Source organism: Aquitalea sp. FG25, from assembly GCF_057809375.1.
Window position 1 is genome coordinate 93,620 of the sequence record NZ_JBMDJV010000014.1, and the last position, 25,439, is coordinate 119,058.

Annotated in this window: 23 protein-coding genes; 13 read left to right on the top strand and 10 right to left on the bottom strand. The window is 58.4% G+C overall.

Annotated elements, in window-relative coordinates:
* Window positions 1-23: 23 nt before the first annotated feature.
* The 4 genes from kdpB to ACODR9_RS13915 form a co-directional block, all read right to left on the bottom strand.
* The gene (gene kdpB / locus ACODR9_RS13900; protein WP_488809982.1) at window positions 24-2,147 is read right to left on the bottom strand and encodes a potassium-transporting ATPase subunit KdpB; all 2,124 of its coding nucleotides are present in this window, start codon (window positions 2,145-2,147) and stop codon (window positions 24-26) included.
* A gap of 41 nt (window positions 2,148-2,188) precedes the next feature.
* Window positions 2,189-3,997: a potassium-transporting ATPase subunit KdpA gene (kdpA, locus tag ACODR9_RS13905; protein WP_488809983.1), complete on the bottom strand. Its 1,809-nt coding sequence runs from the start codon at window positions 3,995-3,997 to the stop codon at window positions 2,189-2,191.
* 1 nt (window position 3,998) lies between these two features.
* On the bottom strand, window positions 3,999-4,088 hold the full coding sequence (gene kdpF, locus ACODR9_RS13910; RefSeq protein ID WP_488809984.1) for a K(+)-transporting ATPase subunit F: 90 nt from the start codon (window positions 4,086-4,088) through the stop codon (window positions 3,999-4,001).
* A 316-nt stretch (window positions 4,089-4,404) separates the two neighbouring features.
* The gene (locus tag ACODR9_RS13915) at window positions 4,405-4,596 is read right to left on the bottom strand and encodes a hypothetical protein (protein WP_059285177.1); all 192 of its coding nucleotides are present in this window, start codon (window positions 4,594-4,596) and stop codon (window positions 4,405-4,407) included.
* A gap of 301 nt (window positions 4,597-4,897) precedes the next feature.
* Here ACODR9_RS13915 and ACODR9_RS13920 point away from each other — a divergent pair, with 301 nt between their 5' ends.
* Entirely contained in the window at window positions 4,898-5,668 is a 771-nt protein-coding gene (locus ACODR9_RS13920) for a sulfite exporter TauE/SafE family protein (protein WP_488809985.1), read from the top strand.
* A gap of 365 nt (window positions 5,669-6,033) precedes the next feature.
* On the top strand, window positions 6,034-6,495 hold the full coding sequence (locus tag ACODR9_RS13925; RefSeq protein ID WP_488809986.1) for an acyl-CoA thioesterase: 462 nt from the start codon (window positions 6,034-6,036) through the stop codon (window positions 6,493-6,495).
* On the opposite strand, the gene mnmC is transcribed toward ACODR9_RS13925, so the two are convergent.
* Together mnmC and mnmH are read right to left on the bottom strand one after the other, a co-directional pair.
* A complete protein-coding gene (mnmC, locus tag ACODR9_RS13930) occupies window positions 6,461-8,437 on the bottom strand; it encodes a bifunctional tRNA (5-methylaminomethyl-2-thiouridine)(34)-methyltransferase MnmC2/FAD-dependent 5-carboxymethylaminomethyl-2-thiouridine(34) oxidoreductase MnmC1 (protein ID WP_488809987.1) in 1,977 nt (658 codons plus the stop codon). The two genes, ACODR9_RS13925 and mnmC, sit on opposite strands and share 35 nt — an antisense overlap.
* Window positions 8,438-8,582: 145 nt before the next feature.
* Window positions 8,583-9,623 (bottom strand): tRNA 2-selenouridine(34) synthase MnmH, encoded by a 1,041-nt coding sequence (mnmH, locus tag ACODR9_RS13935; RefSeq protein ID WP_488809988.1) that lies wholly within the window; start codon window positions 9,621-9,623, stop codon window positions 8,583-8,585.
* Between the two features lie 19 nt (window positions 9,624-9,642).
* Here mnmH and selD point away from each other — a divergent pair, with 19 nt between their 5' ends.
* From selD to ACODR9_RS13960, 5 genes are all read left to right on the top strand, one after another.
* Window positions 9,643-10,683 (top strand): selenide, water dikinase SelD, encoded by a 1,041-nt coding sequence (selD, locus tag ACODR9_RS13940; RefSeq protein WP_488809989.1) that lies wholly within the window; start codon window positions 9,643-9,645, stop codon window positions 10,681-10,683.
* A 313-nt stretch (window positions 10,684-10,996) separates the two neighbouring features.
* Entirely contained in the window at window positions 10,997-13,015 is a 2,019-nt protein-coding gene (locus ACODR9_RS13945) for a methyl-accepting chemotaxis protein (protein WP_488809991.1), read from the top strand.
* A 223-nt stretch (window positions 13,016-13,238) separates the two neighbouring features.
* Window positions 13,239-15,818: an ATP-dependent chaperone ClpB gene (gene clpB / locus ACODR9_RS13950; protein WP_488809992.1), complete on the top strand. Its 2,580-nt coding sequence runs from the start codon at window positions 13,239-13,241 to the stop codon at window positions 15,816-15,818.
* A gap of 124 nt (window positions 15,819-15,942) precedes the next feature.
* The gene (locus tag ACODR9_RS13955; RefSeq protein ID WP_488809994.1) at window positions 15,943-16,443 is read left to right on the top strand and encodes a DUF2867 domain-containing protein; all 501 of its coding nucleotides are present in this window, start codon (window positions 15,943-15,945) and stop codon (window positions 16,441-16,443) included.
* A 35-nt stretch (window positions 16,444-16,478) separates the two neighbouring features.
* Window positions 16,479-16,838, top strand: a complete 360-nt coding sequence (locus tag ACODR9_RS13960; RefSeq protein ID WP_488809996.1) for a cupin domain-containing protein — start codon at window positions 16,479-16,481, stop codon at window positions 16,836-16,838.
* A 59-nt stretch (window positions 16,839-16,897) separates the two neighbouring features.
* On the opposite strand, the gene ACODR9_RS13965 is transcribed toward ACODR9_RS13960, so the two are convergent.
* Entirely contained in the window at window positions 16,898-17,182 is a 285-nt protein-coding gene (locus tag ACODR9_RS13965) for a hypothetical protein (RefSeq protein ID WP_488809998.1), read from the bottom strand.
* A 296-nt stretch (window positions 17,183-17,478) separates the two neighbouring features.
* Here ACODR9_RS13965 and ACODR9_RS13970 point away from each other — a divergent pair, with 296 nt between their 5' ends.
* Window positions 17,479-18,675 (top strand): amino acid aminotransferase, encoded by a 1,197-nt coding sequence (locus ACODR9_RS13970; protein WP_488810028.1) that lies wholly within the window; start codon window positions 17,479-17,481, stop codon window positions 18,673-18,675.
* 44 nt (window positions 18,676-18,719) lie between these two features.
* Here the strand turns inward: ACODR9_RS13970 and ACODR9_RS13975 are convergent, their stop codons facing one another.
* Genes ACODR9_RS13975 through ACODR9_RS13985 form a run of 3 tightly spaced genes read right to left on the bottom strand, consistent with a single transcriptional unit; the run spans window position 18,720 to window position 21,786 of the window.
* Window positions 18,720-19,295, bottom strand: a complete 576-nt coding sequence (locus ACODR9_RS13975; protein WP_488809999.1) for a hypothetical protein — start codon at window positions 19,293-19,295, stop codon at window positions 18,720-18,722.
* A gap of 26 nt (window positions 19,296-19,321) precedes the next feature.
* Window positions 19,322-19,873, bottom strand: coding sequence for a C40 family peptidase (locus ACODR9_RS13980; protein ID WP_488810001.1), 552 nt, complete (start codon window positions 19,871-19,873; stop codon window positions 19,322-19,324).
* Window positions 19,870-21,786 (bottom strand): ATP-binding cassette domain-containing protein, encoded by a 1,917-nt coding sequence (locus tag ACODR9_RS13985; RefSeq protein WP_488810002.1) that lies wholly within the window; start codon window positions 21,784-21,786, stop codon window positions 19,870-19,872. Before ACODR9_RS13985 ends, ACODR9_RS13980 begins: the two co-directional genes overlap by 4 nt.
* A 109-nt stretch (window positions 21,787-21,895) precedes the next feature.
* Here ACODR9_RS13985 and ACODR9_RS13990 point away from each other — a divergent pair, with 109 nt between their 5' ends.
* From ACODR9_RS13990 to ACODR9_RS14010, 5 genes are read left to right on the top strand one after another with little or no spacing between them, the layout of a single operon-like run.
* Window positions 21,896-22,252: a hypothetical protein gene (locus ACODR9_RS13990; protein WP_488810003.1), complete on the top strand. Its 357-nt coding sequence runs from the start codon at window positions 21,896-21,898 to the stop codon at window positions 22,250-22,252.
* Window positions 22,253-22,260: 8 nt separating this feature from the next.
* Entirely contained in the window at window positions 22,261-22,722 is a 462-nt protein-coding gene (locus ACODR9_RS13995; RefSeq protein ID WP_488810004.1) for a protein YgfX, read from the top strand.
* Complete coding sequence (gene folC, locus ACODR9_RS14000) at window positions 22,722-23,987, top strand: bifunctional tetrahydrofolate synthase/dihydrofolate synthase (protein ID WP_488810030.1); 1,266 nt, start codon at window positions 22,722-22,724, stop codon at window positions 23,985-23,987. Before ACODR9_RS13995 ends, folC begins: the two co-directional genes overlap by 1 nt.
* 7 nt (window positions 23,988-23,994) lie before the next feature.
* Window positions 23,995-24,921 carry an SPOR domain-containing protein gene (locus ACODR9_RS14005; RefSeq protein ID WP_488810006.1) on the top strand — a complete coding sequence of 309 codons (927 nt, stop codon included), beginning with the start codon at window positions 23,995-23,997 and terminating at the stop codon, window positions 24,919-24,921.
* Window positions 24,922-24,927: 6 nt separating this feature from the next.
* Window positions 24,928-25,422 carry a CvpA family protein gene (locus tag ACODR9_RS14010; RefSeq protein ID WP_488810008.1) on the top strand — a complete coding sequence of 165 codons (495 nt, stop codon included), beginning with the start codon at window positions 24,928-24,930 and terminating at the stop codon, window positions 25,420-25,422.
* Window positions 25,423-25,439 lie beyond the last annotated feature (17 nt).

The following is a 25,439-nucleotide window of genomic DNA, read 5'->3' on the forward strand; positions in this document are numbered from 1 at the left end:
TATCCTTGTTTGTGGCGGCCGGTTCATACCAGTCCGGTGCTGCCCAGCAGCATGTCGATCAGCTTGATACCGGCAAAGGGCAGCAGCAGACCGCCCAGGCCGTAGACCAGCAGGTTGCCGCGTAGCAGTTGGGCAGCACTCTTGGCGTGGTATTTCACCCCTTTGAGTGCCAGCGGAATCAAAAACACGATGATCAGTGCGTTGAATACCACGGCGGACATGATGGCTGAGGCCGGGCTGTTCAGGCCCATCACGTTCAAGGCATTCAGCTGCGGATAGGTGCTGGCAAAGGCCGCCGGGATAATGGCGAAATACTTGGCTACGTCATTGGCAATCGAGAAGGTGGTGAGCGAGCCACGGGTCATCAGCATTTGTTTGCCGATTTCCACGATCTCGATCAGCTTGGTGGGGTTGGAGTCCAGATCCACCATATTGCCCGCCTCTTTTGCTGCCTGGGTGCCGGTATTCATCGCTACCGCCACATCAGCCTGGGCCAGCGCCGGGGCGTCGTTGGTGCCGTCGCCGGTCATGGCCACCAGCTTGCCTTCGGCCTGATGGCTGCGGATTAGCTTGAGCTTGGCTTCCGGTGTGGCTTCGGCCAGAAAGTCGTCCACCCCGGCCTCGGCGGCAATGGCGGCGGCGGTCAGCGGGTTGTCCCCGGTGATCATGATGGTTTTGATGCCCATCTGGCGCAGCTCGGCAAAGCGCTCCTTGATGCCGCCTTTCACAATATCTTTCAGTTCGATCACCCCCAACGCGCGCTTGCCTTCGGCCACCAGTAGCGGGGTAGAGCCACGGCGGGCCACTTCATCGGCGCTCTTGCCCAGGGCTTCGGGGAATTCACCGCCTTGCGCGGCGATATGACGGCGGATGGCGTCGATGGCCCCTTTGCGGATCTCGCGGCCATCGTAGTCGATACCGCTCATGCGGGTTTGCGCGGTAAACGGAATGAAGCTGGCTTCGTGGCTGGCCAGTTCGCGTTCGCGCAGGGCAAATTTCTGCTTGGCCAATACCACAATGGAACGGCCTTCCGGCGTTTCATCGGCCAGCGAGGCCAGCTGGGCGGCATCGGCCAGTTGCTGTTCGCTGACGCCCGGCGCCGGAATAAAGGCCGATGCCTGACGGTTGCCCAGGGTGATGGTGCCGGTCTTGTCCAACAACAGCACGTCCACGTCGCCAGCCGCTTCCACGGCACGGCCAGAGGTGGCAATCACATTGGCCCCCATCATGCGGCTCATGCCCGCCACGCCAATGGCCGACAGCAAGCCGCCGATGGTGGTGGGAATCAGGCACACCAGCAGCGCCACCAGCGTGGTGATGCTGATGGGCGAGCCCGCCTTGGCGGCTTCCACGCTGAACAGCGAGTAGGGCAGCAGGGTGACGGTAACGATCAGGAACACGATGGTCAGTGCCACCAGCAGGATGGTGAGGGCGATTTCGTTGGGGGTTTTCTGGCGCTTGGCACCTTCCACCATGGCAATCATGCGGTCAAGAAAGGTTTCGCCCGGATTGGCGGTAATCTTCACCACAATCCAGTCCGACAGCACGCGGGTGCCGCCGGTGACCGAGGAGAAGTCCCCGCCGGATTCGCGGATCACCGGGGCGGATTCGCCGGTAATGGCCGATTCGTCCACTGAGGCCACGCCTTCCAGCACTTCGCCATCCACTGGAATCACATCACCGGCTTCCACCAGTACGATGTCGCCTTTTTTCAGGCTGTGGCCATCCACAATGCTGATGCCTGCATCGCGCTGTGGGGCAGACAGCTTCTTGGCCACCACGTTTTTCTTGGCCGAGCGCAGGCTGGCAGCCTGTGCCTTGCTGCGGCCTTCGGCCAGTGCTTCGGCAAAGTTGGCAAACAACACGGTAAACCACAGCCACAGGGTAATGGCCAGGATGAAACCGGGGGCAGCCTCACCCGTGCCAGCCAGCGACTGAAGCCATAGGGCGGTGGTGAGGATGCTGCCGACGTACACCACAAACATCACCGGGTTGCGCCATTGGGTGCGTGGCGACAGCTTTTTGAAAGAGTCGATGATGGCCGGCTTGAGCAGGGCCGGGTCAAACATGCCCTTGCCTGTCTTGGCCTGTTGGCCACCAGTGTGTTCTGCCATGGCAGAAACATGAGAATGATTGCGATCGTTCATTTTCGTTTTCCTTGCTCCTGATTGCGTCTTGACGGTCAGGATTAATGTCCGCTCAGCATTTGCAGTTGTTCCACCACCGGTCCCAGCGCCAGCGCCGGAACATAGTTGAGCGCGCCTACTAGCAGGACCGTACCGATCAGCAGCACCACGAACAGCGGGCCGTGGGTGGGCAGGGTGCCGCTGGTGACGGTCAGGCGCTTTTTGGCGGACAGCGAACCGGCAATGGCCAGAATCGGCACAATCATCAGGAAACGGCCAAAGAACATGGCGATGGCAGTCATGATGTTGTAGAAGGGCGTATTGGCGGACAGACCGGCAAAGGCGCTGCCGTTATTGTTGGCAGCCGAGGTGAAGGCGTAGAGGATTTCACTGAAACCGTGAGCACCGGGGTTGGCAATCCCGGCCTTGCCTGGGTCAAGGCTGACGGCAATGGCCGTTAGCACCAGCACCAGTACGGGCGTCACCAGAATGGTGATGGCCGTCATCTTCATTTCATGGGTTTCAATCTTCTTGCCCAGATATTCCGGTGTGCGTCCCACCATCAGGCCGGCAATGAATACCGCCAAAATGGCAAAGATCAGCATGCCGTACAGGCCGGACCCCACGCCACCAAATACCACTTCACCCAACTGCATCAGGAAGGTGGGCACCAGGCCGCCGATAGGCGTAAGCGAATCGTGCATGGCATTGACCGCGCCGCAGGATGCCGAGGTGGTGATGACGGTAAACAGCGCGGTGTCGATGATGCCGAAGCGGCTTTCCTTGCCCTCCATATTGCCGCCCGCCTGCAGGCTGCTGGCCTGCTGATCCACTCCCATGGTGCTCAGTTGCGGAATACCCGTCTGCTCGGCACTGGTTTCCACCACGACCGCAACAACAAACATCACTAGCATGGCGGCAAGGATGGCCCAGCTTTGGCGGCGATCACCCACCATGCGGCCAAAGACAAAGCACAAGGCAGCCGGAATCAGGAAGATGGCCAGCTCCTGCAGCAAGTTGGCTAGCGGTGTGGGGTTTTCAAACGGGTGTGCCGAGTTGGCATTGAAGAAACCGCCACCATTGGTGCCCAGCATCTTGATTGCTTCTTGCGAAGCCACCGGCCCCATCGGCAGCGTCTGTTGCCGGGTGCTGGCATCCACCATCACCGGTTTGCTGTCCAGGCCAGTGACCGGATTGCCTTTGGTATCCAGCTTGGCCTGCTGGAAATGGGTGGCTTCCACCGTGGTGGCGGTCTGGTAGGGCAGCAGGTTCTGAATCACGCCCTGTTGGGTCAGGGCCAGCGCCAGCACCAGCGACAGCGGTGCCAGTACATACAGGGTAAAGCGGGTGACATCCACCCAGAAATTACCGATGCTGGCTGCGCTGTGACGGCAAAAGCCGCGTATCAAGGCGATGACTACCGCCACACCGGTAGCGGCTGACAGGAAGTTCTGCACCGTCAGGCCCAGCATCTGGGTGAGGTAGCTCATGTTACTTTCACCACCATAGCCCTGCCAGTTGGTATTGGTGACAAAGGAAATGGCGGTATTGAACGCTGAGTCAGGTGAGACGGCAGTCATGGCCTGCGGATTGAACGGCAGCATGCCTTGCAGCCGTTGCAGCCCATAGACCGCCAGTATCCCCAGCAAGTTGAACACCAGCAGGGCGATGGCATAGCCACGCCAGCCCATGTCCTCATCCTGGCGGATACCGGCCAGGCGGTAGATCAGCCGTTCCAGCGGTGCCACGAAACGGACCGGTCCAGGGTTTTCGCCCTGCATGATGCGGGTAATATAGCCGCCCAAAGGCCAGGCCAGTGCCAGCAAAACCAGCAGGAACAAACCCAGTTGGAGAATGGCAGGTGTGCTCATGTCAGAAGTGCTCCGGTTTAAACAAGGCGTACAACAGGTAGGCCAGCAGGCCCAGCGCCAGTGCAGCGCTGATCAGATAGAACAGGTTCATGGCTGTTTGCCCTCCGCGTGCTGGCAAATCCGGACAAAAGCCAGTGTCAGTGCGGCAAAGCCCAGAATCAGCCCCAGATAGACCAAATCCATTTGCGTTTCCTTTGATGGACGTTATGTGCCAGTAAAAGGTAAGCAATTGGCTATCAAAAACCTGCTAAAAAGCGGAGCGGAAGGATAAAGAAACTGTAAAAACGGATGCGGCTGCGCGATGGCAGCCTGCTTTGTGGGAGCGATGCGGTGATTTCAGACGACAGAAATGACTGGAAGCGCCATGAGGCTGGCGCTTTGCTGGAGTGTGGGGGGAAATGCGGATGCTAGAACAGATCGTCCTCGCTGCGTTCGGCCATGAAGCGGGCATCGTCACGGTCATGGGCACGCTGGCGGACTTTTTGCTGCCGGCAGCGTTCGGTATCGCTCAGCTGTGGCTTGGCCACGGCATACAGAAAACTTTCATGCTGATCACGCGCCTGCTTGCGGCGGACGCTGAGAGGAATACGGGAAATCATCCTTGCACCTCCTGATTGGGGTACTACTACACATGCGGTCGGTTGTGCCAACCATTAAAACTTGACTGTATTTCAAACATTTGTAAAGCATGAAATGTCATGCAATCCGCAAAATGTTGTGTGATTGCCGCTATAGTTGTCACCACGTATGGTTATTTGTAGCAGATTTGCCTCTTGATTTCCCGTGGAATACTGCTGCGATGCGGTATAGATTTTTATCGAATATCGAGTAAATCAAACAATCTAGTTTGTTATATGTCGAGTGCAGTAGGATAGCGCCAGAACTTAGTCTGGAGCTGTCATGGAGTTGGGATACGCAGTGGCTGGTCTGGTGGTGGGCTTCATCGTTGGACTGACTGGGGTAGGGGGTGGCTCCCTGATGACCCCGATTTTGCTTTGGTTTGGCATTGCGCCATCCACTGCAGTGGGTACCGACCTGCTATACGCAGCCATTACCAAGGCTGGTGGTGTGTTTGTCCACAACAAGCAAAAACATGTGGACTGGAAGCTGACCGGCTGGCTGGCCATCGGCAGCGTACCGGCTTCGCTGCTGACGCTTGGGCTGTTGTCCTGGCTACATCTGTCCACTCATGTGCTGGATTCGGTATTCAAGCTGGTGCTGGGTTTTGCCCTGCTATTGACGGCTGCTTCCATTCTGCTCAAGCCCAAACTGATCAAGCTGATCAACCCGCATGGTCATCCGCCGGTGGAATTCGTGCTTAAACCGCTGCCAACCGTGCTGATTGGCGTGGGGCTGGGCGTGCTGGTGACCCTAAGCTCGATTGGGGCCGGTGCGCTTGGTACGCTGGCGCTGTTTGTGCTGTATCCGGCGTTGCCGACCACCCGGCTGGTTGGCACTGAAATCGCTCATGCTGTTCCGCTTACCCTGGTAGCAGGGTTGGGCCATGCCAGCATGGGTAATCTTAATTACATGCTGTTGCTGAATCTGCTGATGGGCTCACTGCCGGGTATCTGGCTGGGTAGCAAATTGACACGCCGGTTGACCGATTCCTGGCTGCGTCCTGCGCTGGCAATCATGCTGGCGATTGTCGGGGCCAAGCTGGTGATGTAGAGGCCGGGGGAGTCAGCAGCACTAAAGAGCCGCAATTGCGGCTCTTGGCATTTGGAGGTGCACCTGCGGCGCGGCAGGCCGATGGCCATGGCGGCAGCAGGTAAAAAAATGAGCCCCGGCCTTGGGGGGGCGGGGCTCCAGCTTGCACCTTCGCTCAGGAACTGTCAGCCGGATGAGTGCAGGGGGAATCCGACTTTCCGGCTGGCAGTTTGTCCATGCAACATCATGACAACGCCACATGGACGTCTGATTATCGAGAGCACTGGCGCGTAGCAGTAGCATGATTACATTGTTTTTTTGTGACGGCGTATGACGGGCAGCGTTATGATGCAGTACAGCATGACGTTTACGTAAGGAGTGAAGCCTTGGAGAAGTCTTATCCCGTCATTGATCGCCAGTCCATCACCATGCGCTGGGGGGATATGGATGCAGTCGGCCATCTGAACAACACCTACTACTTTCGCTATCTGGAGCAGATTCGCCTGAACTGGCTGGAGGCATTGGGGCATGGCATCAATCCGCAGAGCACTGGCCCGGTATTGGCCAGTACGTCCTGTACTTTCCGCAAGCAGCTTACCTACCCGGCCACGGTGGAAATCACCATCGAACTGGAGAAGCTGGGCCGCAGCAGCCTGCAGCTACGCCATCACTTTTATCGTCAGGGCGATCCGGACACCGTGTATGCCTATGCCGATGTGACGCTGGTTTGGGTGGACTACCAGGCCGGGGTCGCGGTAGCCATCCCGGATGATATCCGCCAGGCTGTAGAGCAGGCGGCTGCGCAAGCTTCGCTTATCTCTGTTTGCGCACCAACTGGCGCAACATGAAACGGCCAGGATGCACCGCCTGCATTAGTCCGACCGGTAATGGAGCGGGCTCGTTGTCCAGATAAGCAGCCAGGATTTCGCCAGACAAAGGGGCGGTAATCATGCCGCGTGAGCCGTGGGCGGTATTGACATACAGGCCGTCAATCCAGGGCGCGACGGTATCCAGTTTCAAGGTGGCGTCATTGGACAGTTCGCGATAGCAGGCGGCAAATTGCTGCCGGTCGGCTACCGGGCCGATCAGGGGCAGGTAGTCAGGGCTGGTGCAGCGGTATGCCGCCCGGCCACCTGTTACCGGGATGTCGCCATGATTGCCCGCCAGGGCCTGATGAAAGGCGGGGGCCAGTTGTGCCAGCATGGCCAGATTCTCAGCATGCTCCTGATCATTCACCTGCAGATTGTCGGCATCAAACTTGAATGTCGCCCCCATGCAATGTTGTTGTTCGCGTGCGGGAGAAACATAGCCTTCACCGCACAACACCGTTTTCAGTGTGCTGCTGGCCGCCGTGGCTGCTACGCTACTGACCTGACCCCGAATGGACTTCAGAGGCAGATGGCTGGTGCTGTCAAATGCGGCGGTATCCGCAGCGGTGGCCAGAATGACGGCACTGCCCATGGCCAGTGGACCTTGCTCATCACTGGCCAGCCAGCATTGCTCCAGCGGATTCCAGTCCAGCTCCACAACCGTGCGGGCGGTACGCACATTGATATTGGGATGCTGGCACAGGGTGCGCACCAGCGCGGGTGGATGCAGCCAGCCGCCCTGTGGGAAAAACAGTCCGCCGTTTTCCAGGGCAATGCCAGCCATTTCACTTGCTTGAGCAGGATCTACCTGTCGCAACAGGCCGTCAGGCAGGCCGGCCTTGGCCAGCATGGACTGCCGCTCGGCTTCCTTATGGTCATGGGCGAGTTGCAACACGCCGCAGGCTTGCCAGTTTTCTTCACTCTGCGGCAGTAATTGGTGCAACTGGCGCAGGGAATAGGCATATCCGGCCAAGACCAGTCGGGTAAGCGGGGTGAAATGGGCGGACAGCTTGGTGTACAGCACGCCCTGCGGGTTGCCGGAGGCGGCCTGTGCCAGCGCCGGCATACGCTCTATCAGTGTTACCTGCCAGCCGCGTATGGCCAGGCTATGGGCGGTAGATGCACCGGCAATGCCGCCACCAACCACGATGGCGCTACGCTCGCGTGTGGACTGGTGTGCAGGCCGTGCATACCAGGGCGGTGTCCATGCCGGTTGCGGTGGGGTGGCCAGTTGGCCGCAACTCATTTCCCGTTTCTGGCCATGTCCTGGGACTTTCTTTACGCTGAAGCCGGCCTCTTTCAAGCCACGACGGACAAAACCTGCGCTGGTAAAGGTGGCAAAAGTTGCCGCAGGGGCAGACAGGCGTGCCATCTGCTCAAACAGGGCCGGTTGCCACATGTCGGGATTTCTGGACGGCGCAAATCCATCCAGAAACCAGGCGTCAATGCGGGCATCCAGCTGGGGCAGCACCTCCAGCACATCGCCCACCAGCAGGGTTAGCAGAATCCGTCCGTTTTCCAGCACAAAGCGGTGCCAGCCTGGGGGCAGCACGTCGTACTGCTTCAGTAGCAGCCCGGCTTCGCGCGCCAGTTCGGGCCATAGTTCCAGTGCCTGTTGCAGATCGGCTGGGGTGAGCGGGTATTTTTCTGCACTGATGAAGTGCAGCCGCGCGGTTTGTGGTGCATGGGCCAGAAAGGCTTGCCAGGCGCATAGGAAGTTAAGGCCAGTGCCAAAGCCGGTTTCTCCTATGCTGAATTGCCCGTCGGCGGGCAGGGCTGCAAAGCGTTCATGCAACTGGTTGTGGTGGATGAATACATGGCGGGTTTCATCCAGGCCGCTGTTGCGGGAAAAATAGACATCGCCAAATGCGACCGAGACTGGCTGGCCATCCAGCCAGTCAAGTTGTGCGTGTGAACTCATGCGTGCGTGCGTAAAGAGGCGCGAAGAAGGTCAGTATTCTACCCTTTTCGTTTGTGCGGTATCTGCGTATCAGCCGGGAAATGGCCGCTTTGACGGTTCAACGCCGTCAGCCCGGTATGGATTGCCATGCCTGCCTGCGTGCTTATCAGTCGGGCAGCTGCAGGGCCACTGCATCCAGCGCGGCTGGCGTCAGGCTTTGCAGGTCAAGCTGTTCGGCCTGGGCAAGACGGTTGTAGTGGCGATTCATGGAGCGGCTGTACAGGGGGTCGTAATGCTGGCCCAGCAGTTCTTGCACCAAGCTGGCAAAATCCCCGCGTTCTATCATTTCCTGCCAGTGTTGCAGCTGCTCGCGCGAATGCACCGCTTTGAGAAAACCCAGCTGCGTCACCAGGCGCTCGGGTTGCTGCAGGTAAAACGGATAGTCTTCCAGCAAGAAGCGCACTCGCTCTGCCAGCGGTATGGTCAGGGTCAGGCAATCACTGGCATGCATGCGATTAAACAGGCTGTCTGGCAGGGTGATCTGGCCGATCTTGCGGCTTTCGGATTCGATGTATACCGGGCGTGTGGTATCCAGTTGCTGCATGGCCTGGCGCAGTTTGCTATCAAACCATTTCTGCGATGGCTGTGGCTGATCCGGCAGACGGCCCAGTACGGAGCCACGGTGAGCCGCCAGGGCTTCCAGGTCCAGCACTTGTCGGCCCGTACGCTGCAGCGCATCAAGCAGTCGGCTCTTGCCCGACCCGGTAGGGCCGCAGATCACTTTAAGTTGCAGTTGCTCGGGCAAGGTGGCCAGATCTTCCAGCACCTGATGGCGATAGCTTTTGTAGCCACCCTCCAGTTGATGGGCTGCCCAGCCTATCTGGCTGAAAATAATGGCCATGGAGGCAGAGCGTTGTCCGCCACGCCAGCAGTAAATCAGTGGTTTCCAGGATTTGGGCTTGTCATGGAAGTGTTCCTGCAAATGGCGGGCAATATTGCGTGCCACCAGTGCCGCCCCCAGCTTGCGGGCTTCAAACGGGCTGACCTGCTTGTACAGCGTTCCCACCTGTATGCGTTCTTCATCATCCAGCACCGGACAATTAATGGCACCGGGCAAGTGGTCTTCGGCAAATTCGGCGGGTGAGCGCACGTCGATAATCTCGTCAAACTGACCCCGCTGTGATAGCTTCGCGACCTTGAAATGCATTGTGGGAGTGGCCCTTCAAATGACAGAAATCAAACTGACGCAATTATCCCACGGCGGTGGCTGCGGCTGCAAAATTGCTCCCTCCGTGCTGGAGTCCATCCTGTCCACCGCCCGAGAAAAAATGGTTTTCCCCCAACTGCTGGTTGGAACAGAAACCAGTGACGATGCTGCGGTGTACCGCCTCAACGACCAGCAGGCTATCGTGGCAACAACCGACTTTTTCATGCCGATTGTTGACGATGCCTTCGACTTTGGCCGCATCGCCGCCACCAATGCCCTGTCTGATATCTATGCGATGGGCGCAACGCCCATCATGGCGCTGGCCATTGTCGGCATGCCGGTGAACGTGCTGCCGGTGGAAACCATACGTGCCATTCTGGATGGAGGCCAGGCCGTGTGTGCGGATGCCGGTATCCCGATTGCCGGTGGTCATTCCATTGACTCCCCCGAGCCGATTTATGGCCTGGTTGCCCTTGGCGTGGTACATCCGGACCAGCTCAAGCGCAATTGCGATGCCCAGGACGGTGATGTGCTGATCATGGGCAAGGGCCTGGGTGTGGGCATTCTGGCGCAGGCCATGAAAAAAGGTGTGCTGGATGAGGCCGGATACCAGGCATTGATTGACTCCACCACGCAATTGAACAAAGTTGGCTCCGTGCTTGCCGGCATGCCCGGTGTGCACGCACTGACCGATGTCACCGGTTTCGGCCTGCTTGGGCATTTGCTGGAAATCTGCAAGGGTTCCGGTTTACAGGCACGGGTGGACATGTCACGGGTACCGGTGATTCGTGAGGCACAAGCCTTTGCCGAACAGGGTTACGGCCCAGGTGCGATTGAGCGCAACCAGGCCAGTTTCGGTCAGCACATCCGGTTTGCCGACGGCATCCCCGACTGGCAGCAACGCTTGATGGCTGATCCGCAAACCAGCGGTGGCCTGCTGGTTGCGGTGGCGCCTGAGCAGGCAGATGCAGTACTGGCGGCATTCCATGGCGCTGGCTTCGCTTATGCTCGGGCCATCGGCCATTTAAGCAAGGGCAGTCCGCAGATTCTGGTGGCTTGAGTACCGCTGTATTCCGACAAAAACCCGGCTTGAAGCCGGGTTTTTTCATGCCAGCATGCATGGCAGCAGCCGGGTGAAAGCAGACTATGCTGTCGAAAGGAAGTGGCTGTTCTATTCACCAGTTGTATTGGCGCGAATCCTGCTTGGTTGGAAACAGGCAAGCATGTGCAGTCAGATTGACAATTGCATGTTTCTCGCGCATTTTGCTTGTTCGCTGATATTAAGCCAGTGTTTCAAAAAGATGCTGAATTATAAATAAACAATCCTGTATCACGGGTGCGGCAGTGGGAGGTAGAAGCAGATGAAGCGAGGCATGAGCATCGGGTCACGACTGGTAACGACCCAGGTTGTTTTGATGATTGTGGTGGCGATGGCACTGATGTTGCCCTTGTATCTGTTCACCGGCAGGGTGATGCAGGAGAGGACAGAAAAGGTGCAGGCGCAATTGCTCACCCAGTCCATTAACATGATTGACGCTTTCAACGAGTCGTTGAAAATTACCACCCGTCAGTTTGAAAAAGTGCTGCTGGGTGAAATCGGCGGTGCATTCTCACTGAACCCTGCCAACCGCATTGATGTGGCTGGTACGCCCACCCCGGCACTGATGCTGGGCAATGCGGCGGTCAATGGCAACAATGATATTGTTGACCGTTTCTCATCCAAAACCGGCAACGTGGCAACCCTGTTCGTGCGGGATGGCGATGAGTTCATCCGGGTTGCCACTTCGGTATTGAAAGAAGATGGTGGCCGTGCGCTGGGCAGCAAGCTCGATCACAACAGTCTTGCCTATTCCCAGCTGATGAATGGTGAAAACTATGCGGGCCGGGTGGATCTGTATGGCCGCGATTACATTACCAGCTACAGCCCGATCAAGGACGCGGCCCAGCATGTGATTGGCGCCACCTTTGTCGGCGTTGGTGCTACTGAGGGGATTGCCGGTTTGCTGGTGCGCTTGTCAAAGGTCAAGCTGGGCGAGAGTGGCCATGTGGATATCATTGATATTGACAAGAACTCCAAGACTTACGGTCAGTATGTACAGCATCCAAAACTGTCTGGAAGGCCGGTTAGCAAGGACGTCGACGCCGCTGGTCAACCCTACGCCAATAACATGATGGCTGCCGGCCAGGGTAGCCAGATCACCAAGCTGCCCGGTGAAACCGGTCCGGCAGACCACATGCTGTCGTACGCCACTTATAAGCCTTGGGGCTGGATGATCGTCAGCAATGAAACCCGCAGCGAACTGCAACAGGAAAATCGCCAGTTGCTGCTGTGGCTGGCTGGCGGTGCTGGCTTGCTGCTGGTCATTCTTGCCTTGTCCCTACTGTTGTTTACCTACCGTCTGGTAGCAAAACCAGTGCAGCAGCTGGTGAAGGAAGTGGGCAGCATTCGTGATAGCCGGGATCTGACACAACGCCTTGCCATCAACCGAAAGGACGAGGTGGGGCAGGTCGCCGACGCCATGAACGGTTTGCTGGACAGTTTCCAGCAGGCACTGAACCGGACCAGCTCGCATGCAGTCGATCTGGACCATGCCGCTCAGGAACTGTCCGACAAGGCTGGTGCAGCGGCGTCCAGCTCCGGTGAGCAGCGTATCAGTGCGCAAGCCATGTCAGAGCAAACCGGCATGCTGATTGCCGGTGTGGCGCAGATTGAAAAAGTGGCTGGCGAAGCCAGCGATGCAGCCCGCGCTTCCAGCGAGGCCGCGATGGAGGGCAGCCAAAGCCTGGTTGCTGCGGTAGATGGCGTCAGCCATATATCGGCCACGCTGGCCGAGGCTGCCAACAGCCTGACAACGCTGGAAAGTAGTGCCAAGCAGATTACTGTCATCGTCAACGTGATCCACGATATTGCCGATCAGACCAATCTGCTGGCGCTGAATGCGGCCATCGAGGCTGCGCGTGCGGGGGAGATGGGACGAGGTTTTGCCGTCGTGGCAGACGAAGTGCGCAAGCTCGCCGAGCGCACCAGCGTTTCTACCCAGGAAATCAGCGGCATGATCAGCAAAATTCAAGATGCGACCGATGCTGCGGTCAAATCCATGCGCCAGTCCGTGGTGCAGGCATCTGAAGGTGCAGCCATTACCTCGGCGGCGCGGCAGGCCATCGGCTCCATCGTGGAGGACTCGCGCCGTGCCATGGAAGTGGTGCAGCGGATCAACCGCGAACTGTCACAGCAGCGCGGCATTGTCGAACAGATGGCCGAGCGGGTGAGCTCTGTGGCCAGCCAGGCGGAAACCAGCAACCAGGCTGCCGAACGCTCTGCCGAAACCGCCCGCCATATGGCAGGACTGGCCGATTCGCTAAAGGAAGAGGTACGCGCCTTCAGGACCTGACAATCAGCCATTTTCCGTATAAAAAGCCGGATTGGATATCCGGCTTTTTCTATTTATGGCTATTGTGGGTAAAGCCATGAGAAAACTGCATACCACGACTTGTGGCGGCCAGAACTGCCACCATATCAGGGACAATACAGCTGCATTTTCTGGTCGGGCAGGATGTGTAGCAATGAGCAAATATTGCAAACAGATCAAAATCTTGTTGTGAGGGAGCCTTTTGATGAGATTCGAAAAACTGACCACAAAATTCCAGCAGGCCCTGGGCGATGCACAAAGCATGGCGCTGGCTGAAGACAATGCCTATATCGAGGCACAACACCTGCTGTTGGTGATGATGGATGACAACGACAGCGGTATCGGTGGCCTGCTGGCCCGTGCCGGTGTCAATGTGCCTGGCCTCAAGCTGGCACTCAAAAGCGCCATCCAGCGCTTGCCCAAGGTGCAAGGCACCAATGGCGAAATTACCGTATCGCGCGACCTGGGCAATCTGCTGAATGTCACCGACAAGATCGCCACCAAGCAGGGTGATGAATATATTTCCAGCGAATCCTTTCTGTCTGCCCTGTCGCAGGACAAGGGCGAAACCGGCAGGCTGCTGAAAGAGCATGGCGGTAATCACAATGCCATCCAGGCCGCTATTCAGGCGGTGCGTGGCGGCCAGACCGTGGGCAGTCAGGATGCGGAAAGCCAGCGCGAGGCGCTGAAGAAATACACCACCGACCTGACCGAGCGCGCCCGTAACGGCAAGCTGGACCCGGTGATTGGCCGTGACGATGAAATCCGCCGTGCCATCCAGGTGTTGCTGCGTCGTACCAAGAACAATCCGGTGCTGATTGGCGAGCCTGGCGTGGGCAAGACCGCCATTGTCGAAGGCCTGGCGCAGCGCATCGTCAACGGCGAAGTGCCGGACAGCCTGAAGAACAAGCGCCTGCTGGTGCTGGATCTGGCCGCGCTGATTGCCGGTGCCAAGTTCCGTGGCGAATTCGAAGAGCGCCTGAAAGCCGTACTCAACGACCTGTCCAAAGATGATGGCCAGACGCTGATCTTCATCGACGAAATCCACACCCTGGTGGGTGCGGGCAAGGCCGATGGTGCCATGGATGCCGGCAATATGCTCAAACCGGCACTGGCACGCGGCGAGCTGCACTGTATTGGTGCCACCACGCTGGATGAATACCGCAAGTACATCGAGAAAGACGCTGCGCTGGAGCGCCGCTTCCAGAAGGTGCTGGTGAATGAGCCGACGGTGGAAGACACCATCGCCATTTTGCGTGGCCTGCAGGAAAAGTATGAAATCCACCATGGTGTGGACATTACCGACCCGGCCATTGTGGCGGCCGCCGAGCTGTCCAACCGCTACATCACTGACCGCTTCTTGCCGGACAAGGCCATCGACCTGATCGACGAGGCCGCCAGCCGCATCAAGATGGAGCTGGATTCCAAGCCAGAATCCATGGACAAGCTGGACCGTCGCCTGATTCAGCTCAAGATCGAGCGTGAAGCGGTGAACAAGGAAACCGACGAAGCCAGCCAGAAGCGTTTGCAACTGATCGAAGAGGAAATCCAGCGCCTGCAGCGCGAATACGCCGACCTGGAAGAAATCTGGAAGGCTGAAAAAGCCGCTGCGCAGGGCAGCCAGACCATCAAGGAAGAAATCGACCGCCTCAAGGTGGACATGGAAGACCTCAAGCGCAAGGGCGACTGGCAGAAGCTGGCCGAACTGCAATACGGCAAGCTGCCGCAGCTGGAAGCCCAGCTGCGTGAAGCCGAAGCGGCCGATGCCGGCACGGACAACAAGCCCAACCGCCTGCTGCGCACGCAGGTGGGGGCCGAGGAAATTGCCGAAGTCATCAGCCGTGCGACGGGTATTCCGGTATCGAAAATGCTGACCGGTGAGCGCGAAAAACTGCTGCGCATGGAAGACGTATTGCACCAGCGCGTGGTGGGGCAGGACGAAGCGGTGCGTGCGGTGGCTGATGCCATCCGCCGTTCACGTTCTGGCCTGGCCGACCCCAACAAGCCCTATGGTTCCTTCCTGTTCCTCGGGCCGACTGGCGTGGGCAAGACCGAGCTGTGCAAGACCCTGGCCGGTTTCATGTTCGACAGTGAAGAGCACCTGATCCGCATCGACATGTCCGAGTACATGGAGAAGCATTCGGTGGCACGGCTGATTGGTGCGCCTCCCGGTTATGTCGGTTATGAGGAGGGCGGTTATCTCACCGAGCAGGTGCGCCGCAAGCCCTACAGCGTAATTCTGCTGGACGAGGTGGAAAAGGCGCATCCGGATGTGTTCAACATCTTGCTGCAGGTATTGGATGATGGCCGCCTGACTGATGGCCAGGGCCGTACCGTGGACTTCAAGAATACCGTGGTGGTGATGACCTCGAATATGGGCAGCCAGCAAATCCAGGCCATGGCCACCGATGACTACCAGGTGATCAAGCTGGCAGTGATGGCAGAGGTGAAAACCCATTTCCGTCCGGAGTTCATCAACCGCATCGACGAAGTGGTGGTGTTCCACGGCCTGGACGAGAAGAACATCAAGGCCATTGCGCGCATCCAGCTCAAGGGTCTGGAAAGCAGGCTGGCCAAGCTGGAGCTGAATCTGCAAATCAGCGAAGAGGCCTTGTCCTTGTTGTCCGAGGCTGGCTTCGATCCGGTGTATGGTGCGCGTCCGCTCAAGCGTGCCATCCAGAACGAGCTGGAAAACCCGCTGGCCAAGAGTATTCTGGCTGGCAAATACCCGCCCAAGGCCACCATCATGGTGGAAGCGCGTAATGGTCAACTGCACTTTGACTAAGCCTGTAACGGTATAAAAGACCGGCCCATGTGGCCGGTTTTTCTTTGGGCACTAGGTAGTTTCAGGCATGGAGTAACTGGCACAGACGGCAGGATAATCAGCTTTTCGTTCTGGAAGCCTCTCCATGTCGGACTCCTTGCCTCAGGCTGCGCATTATCCGTTTCGCGACATGCATCAGGAATACTGCCGCAGGGCCGAGCTGGGCGCAGAACAGCTGCTGACCGCCTTCTCCAGTGCGGCACCAGGCTGGGCGGACACCCTGATGGCATGGCGTAACCGGCTGGTGGCGCGCTTTGGCCTCAAGACCGGTCCGATGCAGCAGGCCGGAACCTTATGCTTGCAACCGGGCGGCCATATCGGCATGTTTCGCATCATGCACCTTGGCCCGCAACTGGCGGTGCTGGGCGAGGATGACAGCCATCTGGATTTTCGCATTCTGCTGTCAGTCAGCCCCGAGGCCGACGGCAGTCGCCTGCAAGTTGAAACCTGGGTACGGCCACATCACTGGGGTGGCTGGTTGTATCTGGCGCTGGTATTGCCAGTGCACTGGCTGCTGAGCAAGCTGATGCTGCACCGCATGGCGCAGCAACTGGGCGAGTCTGGTCCCACCGGGCAGCTGCGGTGATAATGACGCTTTTCGTTTGCAGGAAATAAGCCGCCATGCCCGCCATCACCCATTTTTCCCAAGCAGTGACGCCGGTGGCCGACCGGCCCCGTCCGGATCGACTGCTTGCCGGGAATCCGCAACGTCACACTTGGACCCATTACGAAACCGCCGACGAGGCGCTCAGTTGTGGCATCTGGGCCTGCGAGACCGGTGCCTGGCGCATTCGCTTTGCCGATAACAAGCATGAATTCTTCTGCGTGATCGAGGGGCTGGTGCGCCTGCATGATGAAGCCGGGACGGTGGTGGAAGTGAAGCCCGGCGAAGCGGCGGTGATCCCGGCTGGATTTGCCGGTGTATTCGAAGTGGTGAAGCCGGTGCGCAAATACTTTGTCGTGTACCAGAGGTCGGCCTGAGCGTAGGCTGGACACCAGTGACAAGGGCGACAACAGTCGCCCTTTTGTCTGTCTGCGGTTCAGTTACGCAGTGGATCTTCCGTATCATCCATCGGCTGCAGCGGGGGCGGGGTAAAACCATTAATCTCGCGTGATGATTTTTCCAGTACCAGCACAATGGCGGTGTTCAAGGCACCAAATGCCCAGCTGATCAGAAAAAATACCGAGTAGGCCGACAGCTTGTCGGCAAACAGGGCATTGCCATGCAGCTTCAGTTCTGCCGGATCAAAAATGGAAAAAAACACGGCGCTAGCCAGTGCCGCGATCAAAAAGGACGGCCAGAACAGCAGGATGCCTTTTTTCATGGTCAGAGCTCCTCTTCATGCGTTTGTACTTGTCATAAGACTAGACCGTAGCGGCCAAGGTTCAAGTCAGGGCATGGAACAAGCATGTGGCTGGCGGACGGTATGCAATGTCCTGTCCTCTTCCATCTGGCTGGCAGCTTGTTGTTTTGTCGGGTTTGCAGCGCAGCAAGCTGGCAGATGGTGGTAAACTTTGTCCCGGACAAAGATTTTCATCAATCAGCCGTGGCCTGCTGCATGTTCAGCGCCCGGTTGCGGCTGTTCTGCAAAGCAAATGGAGCCCCTGCATGACCTCTTCGATCTTCGCCGCGGTAGAACTGGCCCCGCGCGACCCGATTCTTGGCCTGAACGAAGCTTTCAACGCCGATACCCGTCCCTTCAAGGTGAACCTGGGTGTGGGTGTGTACAGCGACGACAATGGCAAGATTCCGCTGCTGGCCGCCGTCAAGGCTGCGGAAAAGGCCCGTGTTGATGCCTTGCTGCCGCGTGGTTATCAGCCGATCGAAGGCCCGGTCGCTTACGACAGCGCCGTGCAAAACCTGCTGTTCGGTGCTGATAGCGCGCTGATCAGCAATGGCCAAGTGGTTACTGCCCAGGCCTTGGGTGGTACCGGTGCACTGAAGATCGGTGCCGACTTCCTCAAGCGTCTGAACCCGGAATCCAAGGTTTACATCAGCAACCCGTCGTGGGAAAACCACCGCGCGCTGTTTGAATCCGCCGGTTTCGAAGTAGAAAACTATCCTTACTACGATGCCGCCACCCGTGGCGTTGACTTTGCTGGCATGAAGTCCTTCCTGCAAGGTCTGGCTGCTGGCTCCGTGATTGTGCTGCATGCCTGCTGCCACAACCCGACCGGTGCTGACCTGTCCGACGCCCAGTGGGCTGAAGTAGTGGAAGTGTGCCGTGCCCAGGGTCTGGTTCCTTTCCTGGATATGGCTTACCAGGGTTTTGCCGACGGTATCGACGCTGATGCTGTTGCCGTGCGCCTGTTCTCGGCTTCCGGCCTGCAATTCTTTGTATCCAGCTCCTTCTCCAAGAGCTTCTCGCTGTACGGCGAGCGTGTTGGCGCCCTGTCCATCGTGACTGCCAGCAAGGAAGAAACCGGTCGTGTACTGTCGCAGCTCAAGCGTGTGATTCGCACCAACTACTCCAACCCACCGATCCACGGTGCTGCCATTGTCGCTGCCGTGCTGTCCAGCCCGGAACTGCGTCAGCAGTGGGAAGACGAGCTGGCTGGCATGCGTGACCGTATCCGCGCCATGCGCACGGGGCTGGTTGACGCCATCAAGGCACAGGGCGTGGAGCAGGACTTCTCCTTCGTGGCCCAGCAGCGCGGCATGTTCTCCTACACCGGCTTGACCGCCGCCCAGGTTGAAGTTCTGCGCAGCGAGTTCGGCATCTATGCGGTGTCCACTGGCCGTATCTGTCTGGCCGCGCTGAACAGCAAGAACCTGCCGTATGTGGCTGAAGCCATTGCCAAGGTAGTAAAGGGCTGATCGTTCAGTCCTGATACGAAAAACCCCGCTACGGCGGGGTTTTTTCATGGCTGACTGCTGGGAGGCGACTCAGGTGGCGGTGACTTGCTGCGTCCCAGCCGGATACGTAATTGACCGGGACTGGTTTCGATGGTCTTGATGAACAGATGCTCACCCAGCGGTTTTCCCAGTAAGGGGTAATCCAGCCATTGCTGCAGCGCTGGCAGCCGGGTGAGATCGATGCTGGCAATGTCTTGCTCCAGCGTCAGCCATTCCAGCGGCTTGGCTAGCTGTTGCAGGGCCTTGTGGCCAAAAGCACCTTCCATCACCCCCAGCAACAACCCGCCCAGCAGGCGGCGAGTAGTGGAGGGAGAGACGGCCTCTCCCTGAACGTGATAACGCAAGCGGATCTGCCTACTGTTCCAGGCTATGGGCAGGAAGTCGAAGTGCAGGGTCAGCCGGGCCGCCAGCGGTTGGTGTGCAGTCAGATGTAGGGCGCTGTCGCGACTGAGCAGTGACAGACCGTCGATGTGCAGGCTGTCACCATTCAGTGCCTGTTGCAGCTTGCGCAGCAGCCAGGCTTCCTGCAGGGAGACGCCATCCCGATGCAGGGTGGGTCTTTGCTGCCAGCCTCTGATCAAACGGCTTTGCCAGTGGTGATCCATATTCAGGCAAACAGGGTGCGTGCCCCTTCGAAACGGGCGGAGAAATAGCTGTTGTCCAGCCGGTCTACCCGAATGGCGCTATTGGTGCGCGGGGCATGCACAAACTTGCTGTCGCCAATATAAATGCCCATGTGCGAGAAGGAGCGGTTCATGGTGTTGAAAAACACCAGGTCGCCCACCTGCATCTGGCTGTTGCTGATGGGGCGAGCCAGGCTAGCGATCTGGGCGGCATTGTGCGGCAGCTTTACCCCAACGGCGTTCTGGTAGATGTAGCTGACCATGCCGCTGCAATCCAGCCCGGCTTCCGGGTTGGCGCCGCCGAATTTATAGTCCAGATCCAGCAGACCCAGCGTGTACATGAGAATCTCCCGGCCCGCGCCGTCAGCCTTGAGTGCTGACAGCGTCTTGTCCTGCCCCGGTCGTGGCCGGCTCTGGCTGGTTTTTCTGGGCGGGGTGCCGCAGGCGCTTAGCCATAAGGCCAGAGAACCCAGCATCGCGCCGCCAAGCACGCGGCGGCGTTCGGGTGAGGGCAGGGTGGACCGGGTCTTGCTCATGATTGCTTCGCCTCCAGTTCTTCCCAGCGTGCCAGTTTTTCCAGCAGCAGCTCATCAATGGTTTCGATGCGCTGCTGCCAGGCAATGGCTTCTTTGGGGGTGTCGCGATAGCAGTTGGGGTCGAGCAACTGCTGGTTCAGTGTGGCTTGTTCCTGTTCCAGTGCGGCAATTTCGTCGGGCAGTGCCGTCAGCTCTCTGGATTCATTATAAGAAAGCTTGCGGTTGCTCCGCTGCTTGTCCGGTTTTGCCGGGGTGCTGGGCTTGCTGGCCGGTGCAATGGTTTTGCTGGTTTCGTCTTGCATGGCGGCCATGCGTGCCTTGGTGTCGATCCAGTCCTGATAGCCGCCAGGATATTCTTCCAGCTGGCCATTGCCTTCAAAGGCAATGACCTGGGTGACCACGTTATCGAGGAAGGCGCGGTCGTGGCTGACCAGAAAGACAGTACCGCTATATTGAGCAATCACGTCTTCCAGAAGTTCCAGGGTGTCGATATCCAGATCATTGGTGGGTTCGTCCAGCACCAGTACGTTGGCTGGGCGAGTAAACAGGCGTGCCAACAGCAGGCGGTTACGCTCACCACCGGATAGCGAGCGAACCGGACTGCGCGCGCGTTGCGGCGAGAACAGGAAGTCTTCCAGATAACTCATCACGTGTTTCTTCACGCCGCCGATTTCGACGAAGTCATTGCCCTGGCTGATGATGTCGGCCACGCTGGTGTCTTCGTCCAGTTGTTCGCGGAACTGGTCGAAGTAGGCGATATCCAGCTTGCTGCCCTGCTTGATGCTGCCGCTGTCGGCTTCCAGCTGGCCCAGGATCAGCTTGAGCAGCGTAGTTTTGCCTGCACCGTTGGGGCCAATCAGGCCGATCTTGTCGCCACGCAGGATGCGGGTGGTGAAATCCTTGATCAGGGTGCGGCCTTCAAAACCCTTGCTCACATGTTCCAGTTCCGCCACCAGCTTGCCGGAGCGCTCGCCCGCATCCAGCTGAAAGTTTACCTGTCCCACGCGCTCGCGGCGGGCACCGCGCTCGCGGCGAATGGCTTCCAGCCGGCGCACGCGGCCTTCGTTGCGGGTGCGACGTGCCTCGATACCCTTGCGGATCCACACTTCTTCCTGCGCATGAAATTTGTCGAAGATGCGGTTTTGCTCTTCTTCAATGGCAATTTCTTCAGTCTTGCGTACCTGATAGGCGGTGAAGCTGCCCGGATAGCTGCGCACGATGCCACGGTCCAGCTCCACGATGCGGGTGGCGACATTGTCCAGAAAACGCCGGTCGTGGGTAATCAGCAGCACGCTGCCGGCAAAGTTCTTGATCAGTCCTTCCAGCCATTCGATGGCGGAGACGTCCAGATGGTTGGTGGGTTCGTCCAGCAGCAGTACTTCTGGTTTGGCCGCCAATGCGCGGGCCAGTGCCACCCGCTTTTTCCAGCCACCGGATAACTCGCTGATCAGCGTGTCCGGGTTCAGGTTCAGGTGAGAGAGCGTGGTGGAAATCAGTGCATCAAATTGCCAGCCGTCGCGGGCTTCCAGTTCGTGCTGCAGGGTTTCCATGCGCGAGAGGGCGGCTGCGTGGTCGGCATCCGGTTGAATCAGTTGCTGGGTGATATGGTGGTATTCGCTCAGCAGGGCCTTCAGTTCGCCAAGGCCTGCTGCTACCGCATCAAATACCGTATCGTCGGGATTGAGCTCAGGCTCTTGCGCCACATAGGCCACGCGCACATCCCCCTTGGTGTTGATGCGACCATCGTCCAGCGTGATGACGCCGGCAATGCCCTTGAGCAGGGAGGACTTGCCCGCACCGTTACGACCAATCAGGCCGACAACTTCACCCGGCTCCAGGGCAAAATCGACATTATCCAGCAGGGCGTGGTGGCCAAACGCCAGACAGGCCTTTTCAACAGAAATCAATGACATTGCGGCATCTTGTAATCAGGGTTCAATGGCCGCAATTGTAGCATGCGGTGTGCGGGCCCTTGCTGACTTGGGTTACAATGCGCGCCAACTCAGGATTGAAAGGATTGCCATGTATTTTGTTGACCGCTCGGTGGCTGTGATCAAGCCCAAGCAAGCGTTTCTGGATTGGCTGAATGCCGTACCCGGCAACGATATGGTGGATTTGACACTCGATAGCCTGCGCAGCGACTGCACGGTAATTCTGCTGCCGGAATTCAACGAGCCGGAAGAAGCGGTTGCCCATATCGACGAGCAGTACGAACAACTGTTCAAGATTGAAGTAGCTTCCTGGTACGACGATGAAGAGCTGTGGCCCAAGGACATGTCGCTCAAGGCCTTCTGGGAATGGTTTGATGTGGAAATCCACTCCACCGTACTGGATTCGGTAGAAGGCGATATCAGCAACAGCCCGGCCGGCGAGCTGTAAGCCACCGTATGCACAAGGCCCGCTTGCTGCCACCATTTGCCTTGCAACTACGCCCTTCGCGTCGGTGGCTGTGGCTGGTGCTGGCAAGCCTGTGCGTCTCCATTACCCTGTTGCTGATCTACCTGCCGCAATTGTTTGCCATGATCCCCTGTCAGTGCGTGCTGGCGTGGTATGCCGTGCGCGCCAATGGCTGGTGGAACCCACATGGGGTGAAACGCATCGAAGTGGATGGTTTGGGCCGCATGCGCTGGCATCTGGGCAGCGTCGAAACCGAAGTCGTGCTGCGTGACGACAGTTTTGTATCTCCCCTGTTTGTTATCGTCAACGTGATGGCCGCAGGCCGTCGTCGTAGTTGTCTGTTATTGCCGGATAGTGCCGATCAAGACGCGCTGCGGCAATTACGGGTGTACCTGTTGTGGTTCTACCCGGAAGCAGAGCAGGCTGAGCCTGCTGTTTTGGAAAATCCATGATGCAAAGAACAAGTCTGAACGATTGGTTGCAATGGCTGGAAGGCCTGCACGCCACCACCATTGACATGGGTCTGGAGCGCGTCCGTAAAGTGTGGGCTGCCATGCAGTTGCAGCCATCCTTCCCGGTCATCATGGTGGCGGGTACCAATGGCAAGGGTTCGGTCTGCGCCATGCTGTCCACCATGTACCAGCGTGCCGGTTTCAAGGTGGGCTGTTATACCTCGCCGCATATCGCGCACTACAACGAACGCGTGGCGATTGATCTGCAGCCGGTCAGTGATGAGCGCATCATCAACAGTTTTGCCGCCATTGATGCTGCGCGCGGTGATACCTCGCTGACCTATTTCGAGTTCGGCACTTTGGGTGCCATGCACAGCTTTATCGAAGAAAAAGTCGATGTGGCCATCATGGAAGTTGGTCTGGGTGGGCGGCTGGATGCGGTGAATATCTTCGAGCCGGATGTGTCGGTGGTGGTGAGCGTGGATATCGACCATGCGGCCATTCTGGGTGACAACCGCGAGGACATCGGCTTCGAGAAGGCCGGTATCTACCGACCGGGCAAGCCTGCCATCTGCGCCGATCCGCAGCCGCCGCAGCGCTTGCTGGACCATGCTGCCGCCATCGGTGCCGACCTCAAGCTGGTTGGTCGCGATTACAGCTATAGCCGCATGGACAATCAATGGTCATTTCAAATGGGGTCGGCACGACGCCATGCGCTGCCAATGCCTGCGCTGCGCGGTGGCTACCAGTTGGGTAATGCCGCAGCAGCATTGGCAGTACTCGATTGCCTGCATGCGCGTCTGCCGGTCGGCATTGGTGTGCTCAAGCAAGGGTTGGTTGAAGTGGAATGGCCGGGACGCTTCCAGGTGCTGCCGGGTCGCCCGGTGGTGGTGCTGGATGTTGGTCACAATCCGCATGCGGTCAAGGCGATGGTGGCTAGCCTGCGCCAGTTACCGTTTGCCGAAAACCGCTACGCCGTATTCTCCATGCTGGCGGATAAGGACCTGGCTGCTGTGGCCAAATTGGCCATGGATGAATTCGATGGCTGGTTCGTGGCTGGCCTTGATATGCCGCGCGGGCAAAGTGGTGCCGAGATTGCTGCGCAGCTGAAGGCAATGGGCATTGGCAAGGTGCAGGCATTCGAAGATGTCGCCTCCGCCTGGCAAGCTGCCTTATCGACAGCGGGCGAGAATGATAGAATTACCGTTTTCGGCTCTTTCCACACTGTTGCCGAGGTGCTGGAAGCCCGTCGGCAACGTATTTGAGGATTGCATGGCACTGTCTGCCCACGATGAACTGATTTTGTTGCGCAAGCGTGCCAGGCGTCGCCTGGTGGGGGCGGTTGTGCTGGTCACGGTATCCACTGGCGTCCTGTGGAATGTGGTTGGCCACTTGCCTGATCAGCAGATGCGTCCCGAGTCAGTGGAAATTGCCAGTGAAGCCTCCGGCACGCCGGCTGAAACGGTGTTGCCGCCAGCAGTCAATGTGGCGGCCAGTGCTCCGGCGGTCGCGCCTGCCAAGGTGGCAGCATCTGCCCCTGCTTTGGCAACGGCTTCCGCACCAGCTGCAAGACTTGCCGGAACCCAACTGCCTGCCGATCTGAACTCGGTTGGTGAGGACAAACCAACGGCAACGGCCAAGGTTCCGGCTCCTGCTGTGGCCGCCGCGGCGGCTGCCGGAGCGGTAGCTGCCGTGCAAGCCAGCAAGCCAACACAGCCAGCCAGTACTCCTGGCCAGCCGCTGGCACATGAAGCCGCAAAGAAAAAAGCGGCCAGCAAACCTGCTGAAATCCATCAGCCGGTCGCAGCAGAAACCAAGTTGGCCAAGGCGGAAAAGCCTGCTCCGGCTAAGCACAAGCAGCCCGATCCTGCCGCTATTCTGGCCGGACATTTCGACGAAGAGCCTGCGACCAAGCCGGCAACTGTAAAGAAAAGTGAGCCCAAGTCGGAAAAAGTGGATAATGTCGGCAATGGCAAGTCGGTCATCCAGCTAGCTGCTCTCTCTGATCCGGCCAAGGCCGATGCGCTCAAGAGCAAACTGTCTGGGCTGGGTGTGGCTGCCCATTTCAGCAAGGTGGAAACCAGCAAGGGAGAGGTTACCCGCGTGCGGGTTGGTCCGTTTGCCAGCCGTGCCGAAGCAGAAGCTGCCTTGCGCAAGCTGTCGCAGGCCGGTGTGTCCGGCATTATCGTGAGCAAGTAAGCAGCAATGACAGTCTTCGATTATGTGGTGATTGCCATTCTGATCGGCTCGGTGCTGGTGGCCATGGTGCGGGGGCTGGTGGCCGAAGTGCTGTCGCTGGGCTCTTGGTTACTGGCCTTCTGGTGTGCCAAAGAGCTGTCGCCACTGGTGGCTAGTTTCATGCCCAACGAGTTGCCAAGCCAGGGTTTGCGGCTGGTGGCCTCGTTTGTGTTGTTGTTTTTCCTGTCGTGGCTGGTCACGGCATTATTGCGTATCACCCTGACCAGTCTGCTGGATTCCGCTGGTTTGGGAGGTTTGAACCGATTGATGGGTGCTGTGTTCGGCCTGGCCCGAGGGCTGGTGTTGGTCACGGTGCTGGTGCTGGTGGGCGGCTTGAGTGACATGCCGCGCCAGCCTATGTGGAGGAATGCGGTATTGGCCGCTCCATTCGAATCATTGGCCTTGTCATTAAGGCCCTGGCTGCCAGCCATGCTGGCAGACAATCTGCATTACACGGGCTAGTGTGATGGAACAGGCGG